The 20808-nt window shown below is 31.4% G+C and carries 19 protein-coding genes; 4 read left to right on the forward strand and 15 right to left on the reverse strand.

Annotated elements, in window-relative coordinates:
- Position 1 precedes the first annotated feature (1 nt).
- The 4 genes from folK to aroQ all read right to left on the reverse strand — a co-directional run bounded on the left by folK (position 2) and on the right by aroQ (position 2340).
- Complete coding sequence (folK, locus tag DZ67_RS0101960) at positions 2 to 484, reverse strand: 2-amino-4-hydroxy-6-hydroxymethyldihydropteridine diphosphokinase (RefSeq protein ID WP_024790629.1); 483 nt, start codon at positions 482 to 484, stop codon at positions 2 to 4.
- Between the two features lie 126 nt (positions 485 to 610).
- The gene (locus tag DZ67_RS10650) at positions 611 to 775 is read right to left on the reverse strand and encodes a hypothetical protein (RefSeq protein ID WP_173391318.1); all 165 of its coding nucleotides are present in this window, start codon (positions 773 to 775) and stop codon (positions 611 to 613) included.
- A 38-nt stretch (positions 776 to 813) separates the two neighbouring features.
- Positions 814 to 1830, reverse strand: coding sequence for a M24 family metallopeptidase (locus DZ67_RS0101970; RefSeq protein WP_024791730.1), 1017 nt, complete (start codon positions 1828 to 1830; stop codon positions 814 to 816).
- Between the two features lie 12 nt (positions 1831 to 1842).
- Positions 1843 to 2340, reverse strand: coding sequence for a type II 3-dehydroquinate dehydratase (gene aroQ / locus DZ67_RS0101975; RefSeq protein ID WP_024787024.1), 498 nt, complete (start codon positions 2338 to 2340; stop codon positions 1843 to 1845).
- Between the two features lie 75 nt (positions 2341 to 2415).
- Here aroQ and mqnF point away from each other — a divergent pair, with 75 nt between their 5' ends.
- The gene (gene mqnF, locus DZ67_RS0101980; RefSeq protein WP_024787025.1) at positions 2416 to 3630 is read left to right on the forward strand and encodes an aminofutalosine deaminase family hydrolase; all 1215 of its coding nucleotides are present in this window, start codon (positions 2416 to 2418) and stop codon (positions 3628 to 3630) included.
- Here the strand turns inward: mqnF and DZ67_RS0101985 are convergent.
- The 4 genes from DZ67_RS0101985 to cobA form a co-directional block, all read right to left on the reverse strand.
- Complete coding sequence (locus DZ67_RS0101985) at positions 3620 to 4243, reverse strand: OmpA family protein (protein WP_024787026.1); 624 nt, start codon at positions 4241 to 4243, stop codon at positions 3620 to 3622. The genes mqnF and DZ67_RS0101985 overlap by 11 nt on opposite strands.
- A gap of 1 nt (position 4244) precedes the next feature.
- Positions 4245 to 6464: an FtsK/SpoIIIE family DNA translocase gene (locus DZ67_RS0101990; RefSeq protein ID WP_024791731.1), complete on the reverse strand. Its 2220-nt coding sequence runs from the start codon at positions 6462 to 6464 to the stop codon at positions 4245 to 4247.
- A 23-nt stretch (positions 6465 to 6487) separates the two neighbouring features.
- Complete coding sequence (gene flgL, locus DZ67_RS0101995) at positions 6488 to 9076, reverse strand: flagellar hook-associated protein FlgL (protein WP_024787028.1); 2589 nt, start codon at positions 9074 to 9076, stop codon at positions 6488 to 6490.
- Between the two features lie 83 nt (positions 9077 to 9159).
- Entirely contained in the window at positions 9160 to 10290 is a 1131-nt protein-coding gene (gene cobA, locus DZ67_RS10195) for a uroporphyrinogen-III C-methyltransferase (RefSeq protein WP_024791732.1), read from the reverse strand.
- A gap of 165 nt (positions 10291 to 10455) precedes the next feature.
- Between cobA and DZ67_RS0102005 the strand changes: the two genes are divergently transcribed.
- From DZ67_RS0102005 to DZ67_RS0102015, 3 genes are read left to right on the forward strand one after another with little or no spacing between them, the layout of a single operon-like run.
- Positions 10456 to 11847 (forward strand): CmpA/NrtA family ABC transporter substrate-binding protein, encoded by a 1392-nt coding sequence (locus DZ67_RS0102005; RefSeq protein WP_024787030.1) that lies wholly within the window; start codon positions 10456 to 10458, stop codon positions 11845 to 11847.
- Positions 11848 to 11856: 9 nt separating this feature from the next.
- Complete coding sequence (gene ntrB, locus DZ67_RS0102010) at positions 11857 to 12672, forward strand: nitrate ABC transporter permease (RefSeq protein WP_024787031.1); 816 nt, start codon at positions 11857 to 11859, stop codon at positions 12670 to 12672.
- Complete coding sequence (locus DZ67_RS0102015; protein ID WP_035003050.1) at positions 12672 to 13469, forward strand: ABC transporter ATP-binding protein; 798 nt, start codon at positions 12672 to 12674, stop codon at positions 13467 to 13469. Before ntrB ends, DZ67_RS0102015 begins: the two co-directional genes overlap by 1 nt.
- Positions 13470 to 13508: 39 nt before the next feature.
- Here DZ67_RS0102015 and DZ67_RS0102020 read toward each other — a convergent pair whose 3' ends face one another.
- The 7 genes from DZ67_RS0102020 to rpsF form a co-directional block, all read right to left on the reverse strand.
- Complete coding sequence (locus DZ67_RS0102020) at positions 13509 to 15461, reverse strand: molybdopterin oxidoreductase family protein (RefSeq protein WP_024791733.1); 1953 nt, start codon at positions 15459 to 15461, stop codon at positions 13509 to 13511.
- Positions 15451 to 17214 (reverse strand): hypothetical protein, encoded by a 1764-nt coding sequence (locus DZ67_RS0102025; protein ID WP_024789263.1) that lies wholly within the window; start codon positions 17212 to 17214, stop codon positions 15451 to 15453. The genes DZ67_RS0102020 and DZ67_RS0102025 overlap by 11 nt, the downstream gene beginning before the upstream one ends.
- Positions 17215 to 17319: 105 nt before the next feature.
- A complete protein-coding gene (gene xseA, locus DZ67_RS0102030; RefSeq protein WP_024789264.1) occupies positions 17320 to 18663 on the reverse strand; it encodes an exodeoxyribonuclease VII large subunit in 1344 nt (447 codons plus the stop codon).
- Positions 18664 to 18703: 40 nt separating this feature from the next.
- Positions 18704 to 19687 (reverse strand): alanine racemase, encoded by a 984-nt coding sequence (locus DZ67_RS0102035; protein WP_024787035.1) that lies wholly within the window; start codon positions 19685 to 19687, stop codon positions 18704 to 18706.
- Positions 19688 to 19711: 24 nt separating this feature from the next.
- Positions 19712 to 19996 (reverse strand): 30S ribosomal protein S18, encoded by a 285-nt coding sequence (gene rpsR, locus DZ67_RS0102040; protein WP_024787036.1) that lies wholly within the window; start codon positions 19994 to 19996, stop codon positions 19712 to 19714.
- Positions 19997 to 20006: 10 nt separating this feature from the next.
- Positions 20007 to 20471, reverse strand: coding sequence for a single-stranded DNA-binding protein (gene ssb / locus DZ67_RS0102045; RefSeq protein ID WP_024787037.1), 465 nt, complete (start codon positions 20469 to 20471; stop codon positions 20007 to 20009).
- Positions 20461 to 20796 (reverse strand): 30S ribosomal protein S6, encoded by a 336-nt coding sequence (gene rpsF, locus DZ67_RS0102050; protein WP_024787038.1) that lies wholly within the window; start codon positions 20794 to 20796, stop codon positions 20461 to 20463. The genes ssb and rpsF overlap by 11 nt, the downstream gene beginning before the upstream one ends.
- Positions 20797 to 20808: the final 12 nt, after the last annotated feature.

Below are 20808 nucleotides of genomic sequence, written 5' to 3' on the forward strand. Positions count from 1 at the left end.
TTTAATCCTTTAAAATAAGTGGAATTAACACCGAATCCCTTTTTTTGAAAAAAGGATGCGGTAAAATTAATTTTTTTGTATTAATTTTTATTTCATTAAATATAATTATATCCAAATCCAACGTTCTTGGTGCATTTTTAAATGCTCTAACTCTTCCGAATTTTTTTTCCACATATAACAAAAAATTTAAAAGCTCAATTGGAGAAAAATTTGTTTTTATTATCATAATGGTATTATAAAAATCATTTTGAGCCAAATATCCAAAAGGGGGGTTTTTATAAATTATTGAAGTTTTTATAATATCTATTTTGGGATGGTTTGATAAAAACAGATAAAGTTTTTTGAATCTTCTTATGCAGTTTCCGATATTACAGCCAATTCCAATTAAAGCAATGTTTTTTTTATTGCTTTTTTTATAACTGTCCGGATAAAATGTAGTTTTTATAATTTTTCTGTTGTCATTAAATTTAAACCTTACATTCATTCTTAATTTTCCATTTTTAATTTTTCATTATCCACCGTGGCCGCTTTTGATAGCCGGGTGAATTTAATTCGCTTTGCTCATTTGCGCTCATTTTCCATTCTCCATTTTACATTTTTCATTTTTAACTTATCTTGGCATTCCCCTCCCTACAATATATCCGTATATTCTTCTTATTATTCTTTTGATGACAGGAGTAAAATCTCCTTTTTTTATAGCTCTTTTTATTGCGTTAATATCGCCTAAATATTTAGCTGTTTTATAAAGAATACTTCTAATTTTACCAATGCTCATTTCCCCCTCCTTTTTTAATACAATCCACTATTTATAATTTACACATTTTCGCTTAACACCTTGGTTTTACCGTTAAAATCAATCATAACCATGTCCTCTATTCTTACACCAAATTCATTTGGCAGATATATGCCCGGCTCTATTGTAAAAACCATACCTTCTTGAATAATTATATCATTTCTTGAATTAACAAAAGGCCATTCGTGAATATCAAGCCCTACCCCATGTCCAAGGGAATGGACAAAATATTTCCCGTATCCGGCATCTTCTATAACTTTTCTGGCTGTTTTATCAAGAGTGGAAATTCTCTCCCCCACCCTTACGGTTTTAATAGCTTTTTCCTGAGCTTTTAGAACAATATCATATATTTTTTGCATTTTTTGGTTTTTAAATTTTTGAAATTTACCCATCGATATATTCTTATTTATTGAAACGGTTCTTGTTCTGTCAGAACAATATCTTTTATATTTGATTCCCGCATCAAGTAAAAGCAAATCATTTTTTTTAAGTTTTTTATTTGTAAGTTTTGCATGTGGTTTCGCGGCATTTTCATTAATTGCCACTATCGGAGCAAAACTGAGTTCTCTTTTCCCCCTACAAGTTAGTTTTTCTTTAAATCTGTATGAAAGTTCATATTCATCAATACCGCTTTCAATTGCTTTAGAAAATTCATCAAAAGCTTTTGCACCAAGTTTCGCTGCTTTTTTAATTATTTCAAGTTCATTTTGTTTTTTTATCATTCTCTTTTTATGTGAATAGTTTTTATCATTTTTAAGTTTCACAGCCGCTGATAAATAATCATATTCTTCTTTTGACCAGTTAAGCGGGTCGATAATTAGTTTTTTAACCCTTTTTTTAAGAATAATTTCTCTTGCTTTTTTTATTAAATTTCTCTCTTCAATAACTTCGGCTTTTGCTTTTTTGGCCTCAAGGGTATATCTCCCGTCTGTTATTAAATATTTTTCTCCGTCAAGTGAAAGTAAAATGCAGTTATCGTTTGAATAACCGCATTCATAATAAATTTCGTTTTCTTTATTTAATATAAAATTTTCCATTTTTACCACTCACTACTCACCACTTTCACTACTTACTTTTTTTTGCGCTTCTTTTGCCATTTTAATTTCATTTAAAATCTGCATCATTGCAAGCAAGCCTAAATGATAACTAAAAGGTCCGAACCCGCTTACCGTTCCGGCTGCAACATCCGAAATAAGGGATTTTTTTCTAAAATCTTCTCTTGATTGAATGTTGCTCATATGAACCTCAACTACAGGTATAGGAATATTTCTAAGGGCACTGACGGCATCTCTTATTGCAATTGAATAATGAGTTAAAGCGGCGGGATTAATTATAATCCCGTCTGTTTTATCACTAACAGATTCCTGAATTGAATCCACAATATCACCTTCGTGATTTGATTGATAAAATTCAATTTCAAATCCGTTTTGTTTGGCTACAACCTCCATATTTTTATTGATGTCTTCAAGTTTCATAGGCCCGTAAATATTTACTTCCCTGATTCCCAACATATTCATATTTGGTCCGTGTATTACTTTAATTTTCATAAAATCTCCTTTTTTATTGTAATTATATTAAAATTTGGCATATAATTTGCTTTAACTTAATAAAAAGGAACAATTTTGCTTAAACTTAAAGCTGATTATGTATTAACTTTTAATGAAAAAAATGAAATTCTTTTAAATGCCGAAGTATTGTTTGAGAAAAAAATAATAAAAGTCGGATATAATTTAGATGAAACTCCCGCTGTTTATTTAGGTAAAAATTCGGTTTTAATGCCTGCACTTATCAACAATCATACCCATTTAGAATTTTCTTCAAACAAAACCACACTAAAATATGGAGATTTTATTACCTGGCTAAATTCTGTCATTCAAAACAGAGAAAATCTTTTTACAGGATGCAATTCCAAATGTTATAAAGATTCAATAAATGAAATGAAAAAAAGCGGAATATGTGCTTTCGGGGAAATAAGTTCAAGTGGAAACGATTTAAAATATTTAACCAAACAACCATTAAAAGTTGTTTATTTCAATGAAATTATAGGTTCAAACCCTGCTGTTGCGGATATACTGTATCAAGATTTTTTAGCACGCCTTGAAAACAGCAGAGAATATGAAAACGAGAAATTTAAAACAGGCATTTCTGTTCACTCCCCCTATTCAGTCCATCCTGTTTTAATGGATAAAGTTATAGATATTGCTAAAAAAGAAGAAATGGTCATGCAAACCCATTTTATGGAAAGCAAAGCGGAAAGACTCTGGCTTGACCAAGGAAAAGGAGAATTCAAACTTTTTTTCGAGCAGAATTTTAAACTCTCACATCCGCTGATAAAACCGATTGAATTTATACAAAAATTTAAAGACACCAAAACAACTTTTATACACTGTGTTCATGCCAATGAAAAAGAATTGGAAGAAATAAGCAATATAAAAGGATTTATATCACATTGTCCCATATCAAACAGACTTTTAAATACCGGATTACTTAATTTGGAAAATGTTAAAAACAAATTAATAGATTATTCGGTTGCAACAGACGGAAAAAGCTCAAATTATTCACTTAACCTTTTTAAAGAAATTAGAGCCGCCCTGCTTATGCAAGTTGAACTTCATCCAAAATATTTAGCAAAAGATTTATTAAAAGCGGTAACAATTAATGCGGCGAAATCTTTGGGACTTAATAACGGCAGTATTGAACCAACAAAAGATGCGGATTTAATAAGTTTCAAATTGCCTGAGAGGGTTAATGATATTGATAATTTGTTTCTTCAAATTATTTTACATACAAATGAAGTGGATTATTTATACATAAACGGAGAGGAAATTAATCTGTAATATTTATAATTTCCACTCTTCTGTTTAATGCCCTGTTTGTTGAAGTTGTATTTGGAACTAAAGGATAATCTTCCCCACATCCTTTTACAACAATCATTTTAGGATTTACACCGAATTTTATCAATAATTCAGCCACAGCCTTTGCTCTTCTCAAAGACAATTTTTTATTATACTCTTTTGAACCAATATTATCAGTATGTCCGGCAACTTCAATTTTTTTAATCTTAGAATTGGATTTTATAGCAAGGGCGATTTTTTGAATATCTTTATAATATATTTTTTTTACATCTGCCTTGTCAAAATCAAAATTAATTCTTAATGTTGCAATTATAGGACATCCATTATGGTCAACTGCCAGTCCTTTCGGTGTGTTGGGGCATTTGTCAAATTTATCTATAACACCGTCTCCGTCGGAATCTTTTACATTTTCACTTTTATACACAACTTTTTCTTTACATACAGTTTTTACTTTTTTTAAAGCAGTTTCATTTTTATCTTTCCATCCCGCCACTTTTTGATTACCGGCCAAATCAACAACATTTGTTGCCAACGGTTTATCTGCACATCCTGCGAATAAAAACACCAAGCTTCCCAAAATAATTAATCTTTTCATATTATCTCCCTTTTAAAATTTCTCTTTGTCCTTTACTGTTAGGTTTGGAGAGTATCCCCATTTTTTCCATCTGTTCAATTAAATTAGCTGCTCTATTATACCCAATATTTAGTCTTCTTTGAAGATAACTTATGCTTGTTCTTTTTTCTTTTAATACTATTTCTTTCGCTTCATCAAATAATTCATCCAGATCATCGATATTTTCAAGCATTTCACTCTCTTCGTCAAGGGTATTCAAAAAGCTTACGTCATATTCAGGCTCTCTTTGTTTTTTTAAGAATTCCACAACTTTTTCAATTTCCTCTTCACTGGCAAAAGGGGCATGAAGTCTTATTAAGCCTGTAATTCCCGGAGGCGTAAAAAGCATATCCCCACGCCCTAATAAACTTTCAGCGCCAAATTGGTCAAGAATAACCTTGCTGTCAATTTTCTGCCCTACTTTAAAGCTGATTCTGCTTGGCAAATTTGCTTTAATAAGCCCTGTTACAACATCTACACTCGGGCGCTGGGTAGCAACTATCAAATGTATTCCGCTCGCCCTTGCCATTTGTGCGAGTCTGGCAATGGAATATTCCACATCTTTTCCGCTTGTCATCATTAAATCGGCTAATTCATCTATAATTATAACAATATACGGCAGTTTTTCTTTTACTTTTTGATTAAACCCCTCAATATTTTTAACCCTCATTTTAGCCATCAGCTTATAGCGTCTTTCCATTTCCTTCACCATAGCGTTAAGAGCCACTATAGCTTTTTTAGATTCCGTAATTACAGGCGTCAGTAAATGCGGAATATCGTTATAAATGGAAAATTCAAGCATTTTCGGGTCAATCATTACAAATTTAAGCTCATCGGGAGAGTTTCTGTATAAAAGGGATAAAATCATAGCGTTAATTCCCACACTTTTACCGCTGCCGGTCGTTCCTGCTATCAATAAATGCGGAAGTCTTTTTAAATCGGTTACAAAAGGTTCCCCTACTATATCCTTGCCCAAAGCTATGGTCAGAGGGGATTTTGCCCTTTTAAATATAGAACTTTCAAGAATTTCCCTTAAATAAATTGTCTGCATTTTATCATTTGGTATTTCAATCCCCACCACATCTTTCCCGGGAATTGGAGCCTGAATCCTGATTGACTGGGCTTTAAGCGCCATAGCCAAATCATCCTGCAAAGCCAAAATTTTACTTACTTTTATATGCGGAAGAGGCTTAAATTCAAATGTGGTAACCACAGGTCCGACATAATATCTTACAACATCGCCTTCTATTTTAAACTGTTTAAGCTTTTCAATCAATATTTTAATTTTTTTATCAATTTCTGCTTCGTTTATTACTTTTTTCTCATTTTTAGGTTTTGCCAAAAAATCCATTGGAGGAAATTTCCAGTTTTTAGGCAAATCCCTTTTACCCGTTTCAATCTGGGAGAGCAATTTTTTGGTATCTTCTAAAACTTCAACTTTAGTTACATTTTTCTCTTTTTCATTTTCTTTTTTACTTTCAATCTCTTCACTTGGCTTCTTGGCTTCTTGACTACTACTTGCTTCATTTTCAATTATCTCTTTTTCCTCTTCAAAATCATTTTCTTCATCCAAAAGCCCATTCTCAATTTTTATCTCATTTTCAATTTCTTCACTTGAAACTTGGTCCTTGGTACTTGGTTCTTGCTTCTTGGCAACTTGGCTACTATTTTCTTCTTCATTGTCCATTATACATTTTCCACCATAGCCGTTTTTCAAACGGCCAGGTGAGCTTGATTCGCTTTGCTCATTTGCACTCATTTTCACATTTTCACTATTTTTATCATTTTCCATTAAGTTTAATATTTTATCTTCAAAAATCAAAAACACTCCCCAGGCAAACATTACCAATATTAAAATCCAAATGCCAAATATCCCTATGTATTTTTGCAAAGAAAAAATAAACAGTTTTGCAATTATCCCTTTATCAAAAATTTCATATTGTATTAAAAGTAAAGCAAAAAAAATAAAAATTCCGCCTAATACTTTAAGAGAAAAATCAAAATTAAATTTTTCTTTATAAAAAGCATATAAAATATAAATTAAAAAAAGTGGAAAAATATATGCTATATATCCAAACAACAATAAATTTGTTTTTCCAAGAAACGAACCGAATTTACCTACATATGAAAAAGAAGGAAAAATTGTAGAAAGAAAAAAATAAACAAAAAACGCAAATAACAATAAATATAAACTTTTTCGCAAAACCAGCCTTTTTAAACGCAATTTTACCTTAAATAATTAAGAAGCGTCAAATCATTTACTTTTGCGATAGAAGCCAAAAGTGCCTGATATGAAGTTTTCAGTGAATTTAGCCTCATTGTGGCTTCCCCTATGTCGGTATCTATATTTTTTGATTGAAGCGTTTTAGTATGAATCGTTAATGCATCGACTCTTTCGATACTCATATCAAATTCATTGCTTACAGCACCTATTTTTGCATGAAGCTTTCTTACATGATCACTCAAATGATCAATCTCTTCAATTGCACCCTGAATTCCAAAATTTCTGGGATTATCCGAATTTCCGTCCGGATAATTAGTTCCGTTTTTTACGGCATTAATTGCATTTTGCAACATACCGAAAAAATCCACTTTTGCGCTATCTATTGTAATTGCGTCATTGGCCTGAAAAGAAACATTGTTATTATCATCAAAAATAGAAATATCAATTTTTGAAGGATTGTTATTTAAATCTTTTATATAAAATTTTCCGTTTTCCATACCGCTTTTGACTTCTTTTTTTGCATTGTCAAGTGCAGTGAAATAACTGTTTTCATCATTATTAGCCGGAACATTTCCGCTTGTAATCATTGAAATTACATCACCGAGCTGCCTGAATGTAAATCCTTTTACTTTTTTTTCTTTTTGACATATTTTACAGTTATTAGGGTCGGTTTGTGAATAAGTGGTTATAATATCGTGTGCCGGTGTTTTATTGCCCTGGGAATCGAAAATATCATATTTACTGCCGTTTATCTCAAAATAACTCAAATGCCCGTCGCTGTCTTCACTGTCTTGAAGAACTATTTTTGCTGTATTAAAATCTCCGTTTTTATCTCTAAACCTAATTTCAAGCGTTTGTGGCATTTCATCAGTTCCCATAATATCCGTTAAACTTGTATCATCAGTAGCAATTCCTTGGGCATCAGGATTTTCAATTTTATAAATAACCCCGTCTTTTATATATGTTTTATAATCTTTTATAATTTGAGTTTTATTACCTTCTATTAAATTACCGTTTTTCCCCATAAATAACTTATCAAAATTAACTGCGTCCTTACTTCTGAATGCCTGAAGTTTGTTTCCGCTGCTGTCATCTGCCTCTATTGAAACAGAAAATTTGGAGGTGTCATTTTTATTTGTTAAAGAATTATCTGTTATTATCAGTTTTCCTTTTTCTATTTTTACGTCAACATCTCCAAAATTACTTTTTATTTTGTCTATCAAATCCTGCATGGTTGTAGTTGATGTAATATTTAAAGTAGCATTTACACTGTTTCCGTTTGTATCTGTCCCTCTTAATGTCAAATGGTCTATTGTCTGAATAGATCCATCACCGCTTCTAATTGCTTTTGAGCCTATTACATTTTGAATTAAATCAGAAGGTAAAGCGTCTCTAGAATTATCAATCAATCTAAAAATACTTCCAAATTTAAAAATTCTGTTATCAAAATAAGCGTTGTTTGCTTTTATTGTATCAAGATTTCTGATTGAATTAAAATTACTTTTTTGAAAAGAGGCAATATAATCCCCGTTTTTAACCACATCTCCAAGTGAATTTTCATCCCTGTCGCTTGCAACCATATAAAAATCCGTAATTAATTTTCCGCTATTTACGTCTTTTATCTGAATTTCACCCATTTTATTGATGCTTACATCAACTTTTTTAGTAGTTTGGATATTTCCGTAAAGTTCCCCTATTTTTTCCAAAAGTGTAGAAACCTTTTCGCTGTTTTTTAATGCAATTTTTGAATTTATCGTTTCACCCTGCGGGTTTTTCCCTTTTATATAAAAATAACTTATTCCGTCAGAATATGTTTTTGTAGCCGAATCATAATTATCCTCTACACCGCTTAGCATTCTAATTTCGCTATCTGCACTAACGGGGATATTTTGGGCAACACTGTCAGAATCGGGTATTTGATTATGCTCTTTTATATGTTTGTCAATATAAAGTTTTCCGTCACTTCCTCTTACTACAAACTGGGGATTGGCTTTCATTTTGTCAAACTGGGGAATATTTAAGCTTAAATGTTTATTATAATCATTATCCCTTCCTAAAAACAGGCTCTTTCCGTCAATATTATACTCCCTCTCGACGCCCGCACCCAAAAATGCCTTCACACTTTCGCCGTTTCCCTGATATTTTAATTCGTCATTAACAGGCTTTGTATTAAACATACTGCCGCTGAAGATATATTTTCCGTCAATTGAGGTGTTTGCCAAATCCTTTAAATGATTAAGCTCTCCTTCAAGTTCATCTGCTATTGCTTCACGGCTTGTTTTGTCATTTGTATCGTTTGCGGCGTTTAACAGTTTTGTTTTAAACGAATCGAGTGTTGTTACAATATCGTTCATTGTAGTGTCTGTTTCGTTTGCAAATGTCTTGGCAAAATTGGCGGAATTTTTAATCTGGGTAAATGTGTTAAGTTTCTCCTGAAATTTTAAATCATTTACAAAAACAGTTGGATTGTCATCCATATTTTGAATTTTTTTACCGGTTGATAATTCTGTAGTGGTTTTATTAAGCTCACTTAATGTTCTTTGCTGATTAATTAAAAAATTATTATACATTGTAAACTGGGTAACTCTCATTTTTAACCTTCCAAGGTCTCATTTTTTTTATATTATCAAGCAATCTTTATTCCATATCGGCAAAAAAATATAAATTTAAACCCTTAGAATACAATAACGGCCGGTTTTTCCATTTCTTTAGCTTTTTTAGCAAAATTTTCAAGGGTTGTCTTTATAACCTGTTTTTTAAGCGAATTTATTATTGCAACTTTTTTTAACGGGTCTATTCCTATTTCAAGTGCTTTTTTTTGTATATGTCTTGCACGGCTTAGTCCCATTAAAACTACTATTCTTAAATTTTCTTTTTTAAGCTCTTCAATCCAGTCAAGATTTATTCTTTTGTCTCTTAAATGAGCTGATACTATTAAAACAGTATCTTTTTTTCCTCTGATTGTTAGCGGAATTCCAGCAAAAGTAGGAGCTGATATTGCACTGCTAAGTCCCTCAACAACTTCAACATTTATACCTTCTTTGGTAATAGCTTCTAATTCCTCAGCACCTCTTCCGTAAATAAATGGATGTCCAGATTTTAATCTGCCGACAATTTTTCCTTCTTTAGCGTATTTTAAAATAAGAGCGTTTATTTCTTCTTGTTTTCTTGAATGTTTTCCTTTCTCTTTTCCTACATAAATTTTTTCGCAATTTTCTGGTAATAAATCTAAAATTTCAGGATTTATTAAATGGTCATATAATGCTACATCAAGTGTTTTTAATGTATTATAGGCTCTAATTGTAAGCAAATCTGTATCACCGCTTCCGCATCCTATTAAAAATACTTTTGAAGTCTCTTTTTTTATTGTTTCGTAATCTTTTTTTCTATCTAACTCAAAACTATCAGGCAAAATCCTCTCAATTCTGTCTCTTATTACTTGCGTTAATCTTGGACTTTTTCCATTACTACTTACACAAACTTCTAAATCACCTTTTTTAGCAATGCTTCCAAAATAAAAATCACAAAATTCCGGCTTATCAACCACATTTAATAAAAATTTTTTATTTTTAAGTAATTTTTTAGTTATTTCTTCATTACCCGTTGCATCAATAACTATATCATAATTATTTAAATCGCTTATTTCAAATTCTTTTATTTTTACAGGATAATTAAATTCATCTATTTTTTCTTTTGCTATTACATCAAACTCTACGTAACACTTATTTAAAACATCAGCCTTTTGTTTAGCAACTTTTCCTGCACCTATAATTAAAGCTTTTTTAATTTTTAAATTGATAAGCATTTTCTTCCTTTAATTTTAATGGATTATATCGGAATGTTTTTTTAAGTTTATTTATAAAATGTATAAATTTTTTAATTTTACTGATTAATTTTTATACAATATATTAATACTATTTTTATCTTTTTATTGTTAAAATTCGTCTGTATAAATTTAAAAGGAGATTTTATGAAACTTAAAAAATTATTAACAATCGGACTTGGGGTGTCGGTATTCGCTTCAACACTGCTTGCAGATGTGGAAAAGAAAAAAGTAACAATTGGATTTATTGCACTAACTGACTGTGCACCAATTGTAATTGCAAAAGAGAAAGGTTTCTTTAAAAAAGAAGGACTAAAAGTTAAATTAGTAAAAGAGGGCGCAGGATGGCCTGGAATTCAGCAAAAAGTAATTAATGGACAATATGATTTTTCACATGCTCTTGCTGGTATGCCAATTGCTGCAACTCTTGGACTTATGGGACATGCCCATTTAGTTGCACTTTTAAGCTTAGATTATAATGGAAATGCTATTACTTTTGGTAATAAACTGGTAAAAGAAATGGTTAAATTTGGTCTTGATAAATATAAAAGACCGGTAGGAAGCGAACCACTTAAAAAATATATTGATTACTTAAAACAAAAAGAAGGGAAAAATTATAAACCACTTGTATTTGGTATGGTAGGACCATACTCAACTCATAATTATGAAATTAGATACTGGATGGGAACAAGCGGAATAGACCCAGACAGCGATACAAAATTAAAACCATTCCCGCCTCCAACAATGCCTCAAAACTTAATTGCAGGAAATATTCAAGGTTATTGTGTTGGTGAACCTTGGAATGAAAGAATAGTTATGGCAAGAAAAGGCAGTGCCTTAGTTACAAACTATGATATCTGGAATAACAATCCTGAAAAAGTTTTGCAAGCTAGAGCAGATTTTGTAAAAAAATATCCAAAAACTACAAAAGCTGTAATGAAAGCTATTATTGAAGCCCAAATGTGGCTTGATGAAAGTTGGAAACACAGAAAAGAAGCTGCAAAAATTTTAAGTAAAAAACAATATGTTTATGCACCTGTAAAAGTTCTTGAAAAATCAATGACAGGAACATTCCAATATGTAGCCGGGCATAAGTCAGAGCCAAATCCAATGTTTAACGTATTTGCAAATTATTATGCCGCATATCCGTTTTATTCACACGGAATGTGGTTTATAACTCAAATGTATAGATGGGGACAGTTAAAAAGACCTGTTGATATGAAAAAAGTAATTGAATCAGTTTATAAACCGAAACTGTTCTCAGAAGTTGCAAAAGAAGTTGGTTATAAACTGCCACCAAGTCCATGGAAAGTAGACGGAATTGATAAATATAATAAATTTATGGATGGAAAAGTATTTGACCCGAACAAAGCTGTTGAATATATTTACAGCTTCAAAGTAAAACATCCGGCAGTTAGTGAAAATGAGCTTAAAAAAGTAAATACTTGGGAAGGAAGCCTTAAAACAGTTCAGCCAAAATATGAATGCCCATATGGTGTAGCCGGATGTGCAGACCCTAAATATGTAACAAAAAAATAAAGGTTTTAGATGAAAAAAGTGAATTGGGTTGTAAAAATAATTTTGCCAATACTTACATTTATTGCAATAATAGGGGTTTGGGATGCCCTTTCAGCCAATATTGAGAATTTACCGGGCCCAAAAGATGTCTGGATTGCAGCATTTGGGGGAAATGTTGACGGAGAAGTTGTAAAAGGGGTTTTAACTGATCCTTTTTATATAAATTCTGATGAGGATAAGGGTATTTTTTGGCAGGTGTTAGCCTCTTTGGAAAGAGTGTTTGGAGGATTTATCCTGGCGATAATAATAGGTGTTCCAATCGGTTTTATGATTGGAATGAGTAAAAAATTTTATTATGCCCTAAATCCTTATATTCAAATATTAAAGCCGGTATCACCTCTTGCCTGGCTTCCACTGTTTTTATTAATTTTTCAGGCAATTAACCCAACGGCAATTGCAACAATTTTTATTACATCAATATGGCCGATTATTTCCAATACGGTTTTGGGGGTTCAGAGTGTAAATAAAGATTATATCAATGTTGCAAGAGTACTTAAATTTTCACCGATAGAAATGGTGTATAAAATTATGCTTCCTGTATCGGTACCTTATATTTTTACGGGAATGAGACTATCCCTTGGTATAGCATGGATTGTAATTGTCGCTGCCGAAATGCTAACAGGTGGAACTGGTATCGGTTTTTGGATTTGGGATGAATACAATAATCTAAATTATCCGCATATTATTATTGGAATTATCATAGTTGGGATTGTTGGATGGATATTAGATACCATCATGGGTAAAATAGCAGACTTTTTTGATTACAGAAAAAGAGGGAGAGCGTAATGAGTATTGAAAATTATTTAATTTTAGAAAATATTGAAAAAAGATTTCCTATTCCGGGAAAAGAAGATTATGTGGCCATAACTGATATAAACTTAACTATCAAAAAAAATGAAATAGTCTCAATCATTGGGCACAGCGGCTGTGGTAAATCAACATTGCTTAATGTAATTTCACAGCTTGAGCCTCAGACAAAAGGTAATGTAATTTTAGAAAACAAAGAAATAAAAGGCCCGGGACCTGACAGGGCAGTGGTTTTTCAAAACCATTCTCTTCTTCCTTGGCTTAGTGTTTATAAAAATATTGAAATGGCGGTAAAAAAAGTAATGCCTGATTTATCAAAAAATGAATTAAAAGAAAGAGTGGAAAAATTTATTGACATGGTACATTTAACTCAGGCAAAAGACAAATATCCCGATGAAATTTCAGGCGGTATGAAACAAAGGGTTGGTATTGCAAGAGCAATTGCAGTAAGACCGAAAGTATTGCTTATGGATGAGCCTTTTGGTGCACTTGATTCATTAACAAGAGCAAATTTACAAGATCATTTAATGAGAATTCAGCAAAACGTTAAAAATACAGTTATTATCATTACACACGATGTTGATGAAGCTGTACTTTTAAGTGACAGGGTTGTTATGATGACAAACGGACCTGCTGCCACTATTGGTGAAATCCTTGAAGTAAATCTCCCTCGCCCAAGAGACAGGGTTGCTCTTCAGGAAGACCCTGAATATATCAGATGCAGAGAAGCCATACTCGAATTCTTATATCAAAAATTTGCAAAAGAAGACGAATAATATCCATTCTATTCCTCCTTTTTGCCCTCCTTAAAAAATTTAAATTTTTCTTATATTTACAGGAGTATGGTTGTAGTCCGGCTCTTTACTGACCGGATCTAAAATAGGGTTAGTTAAAAAATTTACTTTTCTATAATGCATAGGAATAGCTACAACTTTCTTTTTAATTTCACTTTTTTTGACTTTCAAATTAACTTCTCCAAATTGTGATTTAATTAAAACTAAATCACCTTCTTTTATATTCAAATCTTTCATATCTTCTTCATTCATTTCTACAAATTCAACCTCATCATTTATAACCTGAGCAGTTTTTGTCATACTGTGCCAATGATTTGCGAGCCTTGTTGTAATTAATAAAAACGGATATTTACTATCAGGTTTTAAGCTTCTGTTTTGTTTTTCAACCCATAAAAGATTTGCTTTTTTATTAGATGTTAAAGCTTCTTTTAAATTTTCTCCCCATCTAAAAGGTTTTTCTTTTAGTTTGTCATAATCACATTCGTAAATGTTCATATCTAAACTTAATTTTGTCATTTCTTTATATTCATTAAAAACTTCTTTGCTTGAATTAAAATCAAATCCGCTAAATCCAAGAGCTTTTGCTATATTAGCAAAAACTTCCCAGTCCTGTTTTGTCTGTTTTTTTCTAAAAGGCATTTGCAAAGTAATTAATCTATCCAAATTAGTCTGAGTACCTTCCTTTTCTCCCCAAGGAGCAACCGGAATTATCAAATTAGCAAATTTGCTCGTTTCACTTCCTTTATATGCATTTAGTTCAACTACTAAATCAATTTCACTAAAAGCTTTCTCAGTTTCGCTTCTATTTGGCAAGTGATACACAGGGTCTGTATGAGCTACAATTAAGACTTTTAATTTGCCTTTTTTTACCATTTCATCAGCAGTTAGACCAGGTTTATTTGGAATATTTTCAGTTTTCCAAAACTCTTCTACTTTTTTTACATTCTCAGGAGTATAATCTAAATGAACAGCTAAGGTTGTAGCAAGTCCCCCGACTTCTCTTCCTCCCATAGCATTAGGCTGACCGGTTAGAGATAAAGGACCGTTTAAATCTTTAAACATTTTACCTGTTAATATAAAAAGATTTATAAAAGCAATATTTTTTTCAACCCCCTCGCTGCTTTGATTAAGCCCCATTGTCCAGCTTCCGACAATATTTTCATTTTCTCTCCACATCTCAGCTAATTTTTCAAACTTATCTTTGCTAACCCCGGCAAGTTTTAAATATTTATCAATATCTACTTTTTTTAGTTCTTCAAAATATTCATCATTAAAATTAACTTTTTCTTTTAAAAACTCAAAATCAACCATTCCTTCATCTAAAAACTTTTTAGCAAGAGCTAAAAATAGATAAATATCCCCACCCACATTTATATCAATATACAAATCAGCTATTTTTGCCGTTTTTGTAAATCTTGGATCAATTACTACTACTTTTAATCCATTTTTTTTAGCTCTTTTAATTCTATTGAAAAATACAACATGCGCTTCTGCAATATTGCCTCCGGCTACAATATATAAATCTGAATTAATAGCATCTTCCATAGTTAAAGGCACATAATCGCTTCCTATTGTTTTTTTATATCCTACAACAGCGCTTGCCATACATGTTCTTGAATTAGTATCAACATTTGCTGTATTTATAAATCCTTTACCAAGTTTGTTTGCTATATAATAATCTTCATTTAAAAGCTGGCCTGAGAGATAAAATCCGATTTTCTCAGGAGTTGAAGCTTTTATTTTATCTGTAATGATTTTTATTGCTTCTTCATAGCTTATTTCTTTAAACTCTTCATTTTTATTTTTACGAAATAGTGGTTTTAAGATTCTATTATTTACAACTTTATCTTCAAGACTTCCTTTTTTGCATATAAGCCCTCTATTTGCAGGATAATCTTTTAGAGGTTTTATTCTGTTTTTAATCTCAAATCCGCATCCAACGCCACAATAACTGCAAACACTTTTAAATTTCATCTATCACCTCACTCCATACCTGATATTTCCCGCTTACCATATTATCAATAATTTCATAAATTCCGCCTTTATATCCAAATTCTTTTAAGCTTTTAACTTGTAGCGGATTGAATAGATTGTCAAATGCGTGTGTTTTTGTTATTTGATAAAATAGCTTATCTCCAATTTCTTTTATTTCAAAATATTCAATTTTATTTGATTTGAGAGGCAGGGTTGGTAAAAACTCAAAATGTTTAGCATTGAATTTCATAATAAATCCTACTGCCCACTCGCTCATATTAGTTTCTTTATACCACTCTTCATAAGGCAGTTCACTACCTTTATAAAGTTTCATCATAGGAATAATATATTTTTCAAGTTCATCCAATGCAACTTTTAAAACTTTTTTGCCTTCTTTTTTAGAATTTCCTCCCACATAAATTTCTACACCCGGGACTATACCGGAATCTTTTTTAACTTTTGCGCCTACAAATCCAAAATCTCCAACCCCGTGAATCCCGCAACCTTTAACACATGCAGACCAGTGAAATTTAACAATTCCATCAATCGGCACTAAATCATTAAGCCTGTTTGCCAAATTTATAGCATCGTGTTTATTTTCAATTACCCCAAAAGAGCATGTTTTTATACCTGCACATGCTACGAGATTGTTAAAATATGGATTTGGAGCATATTTTTTATATAATGAACTTTTTTCAACAATACCGGATACTTCAGTAATATAAAAGTTTTGGTCAAATGTTAATTTAATCACACCTCTGACACCTTTTGCAATTCTTGCTGCTTCAATCATATCACTTCCGCTAAAAATTCCAGAAGGAACTATAAATTTATATGCATATTTTCCTGAAACAAGTTCTTCTTTTAGGAAATAATTTATTTTAATATCTGTTAAAAGCTCACTTGTCTTAACAAATTTATAATCTAAATATTCTTCTAATGCTTTTATGAAATTTTCAATTCCGACTTCTCTAATTAAAAATGCAAAGCGGTTTTTATTTCTGTTGTCTCTAAATCCATATTTTTTATAAATTTCTTTAATTCCCCTAAATAACAAAACAGCCTCGTTAATATCTACAAAAATTTTAGAATCAATTCCCATCATACCGACTCTACCGCCCATAAAAACCCTAAATCCGTATTTTCCTCCGCTTTTAGCAAGTGCAAATCCCAAATCCTGGGTAAATACGTTTGAAGTGTTCTTAAAATTTCCACAAATACCAATATTGAATTTTCTAGGAAGCGTGCATACTTCTTTTTTTAAAAACTCTTCTTCTAATTTTTCTCTTAAAATCCTATCATCTATTACCGAGCTTTTAGAAATTCCTGCCATTGGGTCGGTTAAAATACCCCTGAAATTATCAACTCCTGTCTGATAGGTTATTACTCCCACACTTTCAAGTTCATTCAATACTTTATAAAGATTTTCTTCTTTAATATATCTAAGCTCAAGCTGGGCTCTTGTAGTAAGGTCTATATAATTATTTCCGTATTTTTTAGCAATTTCTCCAATTTTAAGAGCTTTTATCGGAGTTAATTCTCCGTCTTGGATTCTTACTCTTAGCATATAATCATCTGTATTTTTTTTATAAAAAGCCCCAAAACATTTTAGAAAAAAATTTCTGTCTTCCGGTAATAATTTGTTATTTTTCAGTCTTTCAAGAGCTTCAAAAGGAGTTGAGGTTTCTTTTATTTTTTCAATTTTATTAATTTTTTTGTGTCTGTTTGAAACTTCTTCTAAAATCTTTAACATTTTATTCCTTTTTTTAAAGATTTTATCAAAAATAGTTCCATTTAATAATCATATTATTGAATAAAATTTATACATTTATGAATAAATTTTTTTATTTATACAGTTTTACTGCCCACCGCTTACTATCTTAAGCGCTTTTGAAAGAATTGAAGTTGTGGCATTTTCAACATAAAATTCATCATCTTTTTTTATACAGTTTAAAGAAACTTTTTTATCCCCTATCCTAACCTGTGCAAAACCTTCTTTTTCTCTGTTTTTCGGATTCATTCTTTCATATGCGTTTTTAACGGAGTTTAATTCTTTTTCTTTAAAATAAATTATTTCATTCATTTTGTTTTTTAACTGATTTTTCAACAAATTTATTTCTTTTTCAAATTCTTCTATTTTTCTAAGCGGAGAAGAAAGAATCATACTTTTTTGAAGATTTATAAAATCATTCTCTTTTTTTCTTAAAATTCCATCCGTTAAAATATAAAAATTTTTTTGTAAAACCCTTATTTCATCAAGCCTCATATCAAATTTTTTAACAGGTGAATTTGATATAAAAAGCTCTTTTGTATGAATAAGTATTTTTTCTTTTTTTTGCAGAATCTGATTTATTTTATAATTAAAACTTTCCATCATTTCATCAATTGAAAGTAAAATTTCATTTTTATCAGGAAGTGCAATTTCCATGGCGTTCGAAGGAGTTGCGGCTCTTTTGTCCGCCACAAAATCACTTATTAAATAATCAATCTCATGTCCTACCCCTGAAATTACCGGTGTTTTTGCCTTAAATATCGCATCAGCCACAATTCTTTCATTAAAAGCCCATAAATCTTCACGGCTTCCGCCTCCTCTTCCGAGTATTATTAAATCAAAACCTTTTCCGTCATCAAAAATATATTCATCCGCCATTTTTATTTTCATTGCAATATCGCCAGGGGCGCCATCCCCCTGAACCAAAGTATTAAAAAGATAAAATTCACTTAAAAGCCATCTTTTTTTTGCAATCCTCAGCATATCCTGCAAAGCCGCCGCCGTTCTTGAAGTAACAATTGCTATTCTTTTTGGAAATTTCGGAAGCGGTTTTTTATTTTTTTCATCAAAATATCCGAGGTTTTTTAATTCTTCTTTTAACTGTTCATAAGCTTTTTGCAGCGCCCCTATTCCGCTTGGGGTAATACTTTGAGCTATTAGTTTGTATTCCCCTCTGGGAACATAAATATTTACAGCTCCGTAAACCAGGACTTTTTCACCCTCAGTGAGTTTAAATTTCATTCTTGAAAGATTACTTCTCCACATTGCACAGTTTATAGAAGAATTTTCATCTTTTAGTGTAAAATAGAGATGCCCTGAATTATGATAAACAGCTTTGCTCACTTCCCCTTCGACATAAACTATTTCAAAATGAGAATCAACAACGGATTTTATCTGATTGTTAAGCTGGGTTACACTTATTGCTTTCATTTATTGCCTTTTACTCTTCTCACCACTCACAACTCACCACTCACAACTCACTATTTATAACTTCTCTTTTTATTCTCGGGGAAATTTTCACTAAAATATCATAAGTTATAGTGTCAAAATTTTTAACAAACTCTTTCACATCATCAAACACAACCACTTCGTCAAAATCACCTTCAACTATCATGGAATCCATAGAAATTTTTCCAAGTGCATTTGTGTTTTTTAATTTGCACCCCTCTGTGAAACAAGGCAGTCCGTCACCGTATCCCACATCAACGGTTGAAACCGTTATATTTTTATCACTCATAAATTTTTTATTATATCCCACACCCTGAAGCGAAAAAATTTTTCTTTTTGAAATTGTTTTTGCAACTAATTTCATAACTGGTTTAAACCCTTCAATTCCACCGTACATTGCAATTCCGGGACGTACATAATCAAAAGTATAAGGCAGTTTGTCTAAAGCGGCTGAATTTGCTAAATGAAAATACGGTATTTTTAAACTGTTTTTTTCACAAAAATTAATAACTTTTTTTCTTATTTCTTCAAATCTCTTAAGTTGTATAAATGTATCGTTCCCAATTTCATCCGCACAGCAAAAATGGGAAAAAACGCCTCTTAATTCAAAATTTTTTTCTTTTATAATATTTAAAGCCTCATTTAACTCATCCGTTAAAATTCCGTTTCTGTGCATTCCTGTATCAATTTTTAAATGAATATAAGGGTGACGGTTTTTTTTAAGCTGAATTACTGAATTAATTCCGTAAGAAATATTTTTCGCATTTCTGTTAGTACCGGGGTAAAATACAATTACTTCTTCAAAAAAGCTTTTTACCATTTCGGCTTCAGAATTGTTTTTAACACAGACTTTTTTAATACCGTATTCATTTAGCATTTTTGAAAAAGTAATTATTCCGTGTCCGTAAGCATTGTCTTTAATTACGGCAAGTATATTAGGATTTATTTTTGAAATTTTATCGAGGTTAAAAAAAAGATTTTTTTTGTTTAAATAAACTGTAGCCATAAATAAGCCCCGAAAAAGGGGGAATTATTTGGCTTTAAGAGGTTTGATGGCCTCAAACGGATTTTCGACAACTCTTTTTCTGTCAACTACATAAGGGATTAACGCCACTTGTCTTGCTCTTTTAATGGCTTTTTGAACCATATCCTGATGTTTTTTACAGGTACCTGTTAATCTTCTTGGCATAATTTTATATCTTTCAGACAAAGAATATTTAATTAAGTCAATATCTTTGTATCCGATATAATCTACTTTCATTTCACAATATTTACATCTTTTTTTTCCGTATTTTTTCTTTGGATCCTGTGCCATTATCTATCCTTTAAAATGGTATTTCGTCTTCGTCAATATCTATTGACGGTATATCTTTGTTTTGTTTAGGCTGTGAATGTTCTTTAGGTGCTTGCGGCTGAGGAGCTTGATAAGAATTTTCATAATTTCTGTTTCTCTCAGCTTCCGCTTTTGTTTCCATAAACTGTATTTTTTCAGCAACTACAGAATGTTTGCTTCTTTTTTGTCCGCTGCTGTCAACCCACTGGTCTAATACCAATCTTCCCTCAACTAATACTTTAGAGCCTTTTCTTAAATATTGATTGGCTATTTCCGCGCTTCTACCAAAAACAGTGACATCTATAAACATAACTTCTTTTTTGTTTTCTCCGCTCACACTGTCTTTATATGTTCTGTTTGTTGCAATTCCGAATTTCGCTATTGCCGTCCCTGCAGGGGAATATCTGAGTTCAACGTCTCTTGTCAAATTCCCTACAAGGATAATTTTATTGTACATTTTTTGCCATTTCTTCGAAACGTTTTATTTCTTTTTTATTTTCATATTTAACTGTCATAAATCTTAACAAATCTTCGTTATATCTCATTTGTCTTTCAAGTTCAAGCATTGCGCCTGATGGAGCTTTGTAATAAATTATATAATAATCTCCTCTTTCAAACTTTTTAATAGGATATGCCAACTGTCTGATTCCTATTTTATCCATAGCAACAACTTCTCCACCTTCTTTAGAAATTACATCCTGAATATTTTGAAGGTTTTTTTCCTTGTCTTCGTCCGTTAATGTCGGTTTTAAAATAAACATTGTTTCATAATGTCTGAGCATTAATTCTCCTTC

This window comes from Lebetimonas sp. JS138 (genome assembly GCF_000523335.1).
Taxonomy (GTDB): domain Bacteria; phylum Campylobacterota; class Campylobacteria; order Campylobacterales; family Nautiliaceae; genus Lebetimonas.

Bases quoted from the DNA above. Each gene is read 5' to 3' on its own strand.
- folK (WP_024790629.1), bottom strand. From the start codon at position 484: ATGAATGTAAGGTTTAAATTTAATGACAACAGAAAAATTATAAAAACT.
- DZ67_RS10650 (WP_173391318.1), bottom strand. From the start codon at position 775: ATGAGCATTGGTAAAATTAGAAGTATTCTTTATAAAACAGCTAAATAT.
- DZ67_RS0101970 (WP_024791730.1), bottom strand. From the start codon at position 1,830: ATGGAAAATTTTATATTAAATAAAGAAAACGAAATTTATTATGAATGC.
- aroQ (WP_024787024.1), bottom strand. From the start codon at position 2,340: ATGAAAATTAAAGTAATACACGGACCAAATATGAATATGTTGGGAATC.
- DZ67_RS0101985 (WP_024787026.1), bottom strand. From the start codon at position 4,243: ATGAAAAGATTAATTATTTTGGGAAGCTTGGTGTTTTTATTCGCAGGA.
- flgL (WP_024787028.1), bottom strand. From the start codon at position 9,076: ATGAGAGTTACCCAGTTTACAATGTATAATAATTTTTTAATTAATCAG.
- cobA (WP_024791732.1), bottom strand. From the start codon at position 10,290: ATGCTTATCAATTTAAAAATTAAAAAAGCTTTAATTATAGGTGCAGGA.
- DZ67_RS0102005 (WP_024787030.1), top strand. From the start codon at position 10,456: ATGAAACTTAAAAAATTATTAACAATCGGACTTGGGGTGTCGGTATTC.
- ntrB (WP_024787031.1), top strand. From the start codon at position 11,857: ATGAAAAAAGTGAATTGGGTTGTAAAAATAATTTTGCCAATACTTACA.
- DZ67_RS0102015 (WP_035003050.1), top strand. From the start codon at position 12,672: ATGAGTATTGAAAATTATTTAATTTTAGAAAATATTGAAAAAAGATTT.
- DZ67_RS0102020 (WP_024791733.1), bottom strand. From the start codon at position 15,461: ATGAAATTTAAAAGTGTTTGCAGTTATTGTGGCGTTGGATGCGGATTT.
- DZ67_RS0102025 (WP_024789263.1), bottom strand. From the start codon at position 17,214: ATGTTAAAGATTTTAGAAGAAGTTTCAAACAGACACAAAAAAATTAAT.
- xseA (WP_024789264.1), bottom strand. From the start codon at position 18,663: ATGAAAGCAATAAGTGTAACCCAGCTTAACAATCAGATAAAATCCGTT.
- DZ67_RS0102035 (WP_024787035.1), bottom strand. From the start codon at position 19,687: ATGGCTACAGTTTATTTAAACAAAAAAAATCTTTTTTTTAACCTCGAT.
- rpsR (WP_024787036.1), bottom strand. From the start codon at position 19,996: ATGGCACAGGATCCAAAGAAAAAATACGGAAAAAAAAGATGTAAATAT.
- ssb (WP_024787037.1), bottom strand. From the start codon at position 20,471: ATGTACAATAAAATTATCCTTGTAGGGAATTTGACAAGAGACGTTGAA.
- rpsF (WP_024787038.1), bottom strand. From the start codon at position 20,796: ATGCTCAGACATTATGAAACAATGTTTATTTTAAAACCGACATTAACG.